Here is a 406-nt window from a genome sequence, read left to right as displayed (position 1 = left end):
GATAAGGCAACTGGGAATAGCTATAAATATTACGAAGCACGTCGCCCTGAAATTACCAATACTGTTTATGATGCAAAATTTACCGCTTTTTTACCTTCAAATGTGATGACTTTTGGGGGGCAATATCAATATTCACGTTTAAAAGATGAATCGTCTCTTGGTGGAAAAGAAATAAAACAATCAACAATTACGGCTGATCAAAAAGCTTTATTTATTGAAGATGAATATAGCGTAACAGACAACCTCGCGTTAACTGGCGGTGTGCGTCTTGATGATCACGAATATTACGGTAATCACTGGAGCCCAAGAGCCTATGCCGTTTATCATTTAACGGATGAATTCACTTTAAAAGGGGGCGTGGCGAAAGCCTTTAAAGCACCAAGTTTACGTGAAATTAGTCCTGAAT

Annotated in this window: 1 protein-coding gene; it reads left to right on the top strand. The window is 38.4% G+C overall.

Annotated elements, in window-relative coordinates:
* Positions 1 to 406: TonB-dependent receptor domain-containing protein (locus EVJ33_RS15825; protein WP_131438385.1), on the top strand; the 406-nt coding region annotated here is incomplete at both ends.

The sequence above is a fragment of the Exiguobacterium sp. SL-10 genome (genome assembly GCF_004337025.1).
In the GTDB taxonomy this organism is placed as follows: domain Bacteria; phylum Bacillota; class Bacilli; order Exiguobacteriales; family Exiguobacteriaceae; genus Exiguobacterium.
The sequence above is the reverse complement of the archived record's forward strand: the minus strand, read 5'-3'. Positions and strand labels throughout refer to the sequence as shown.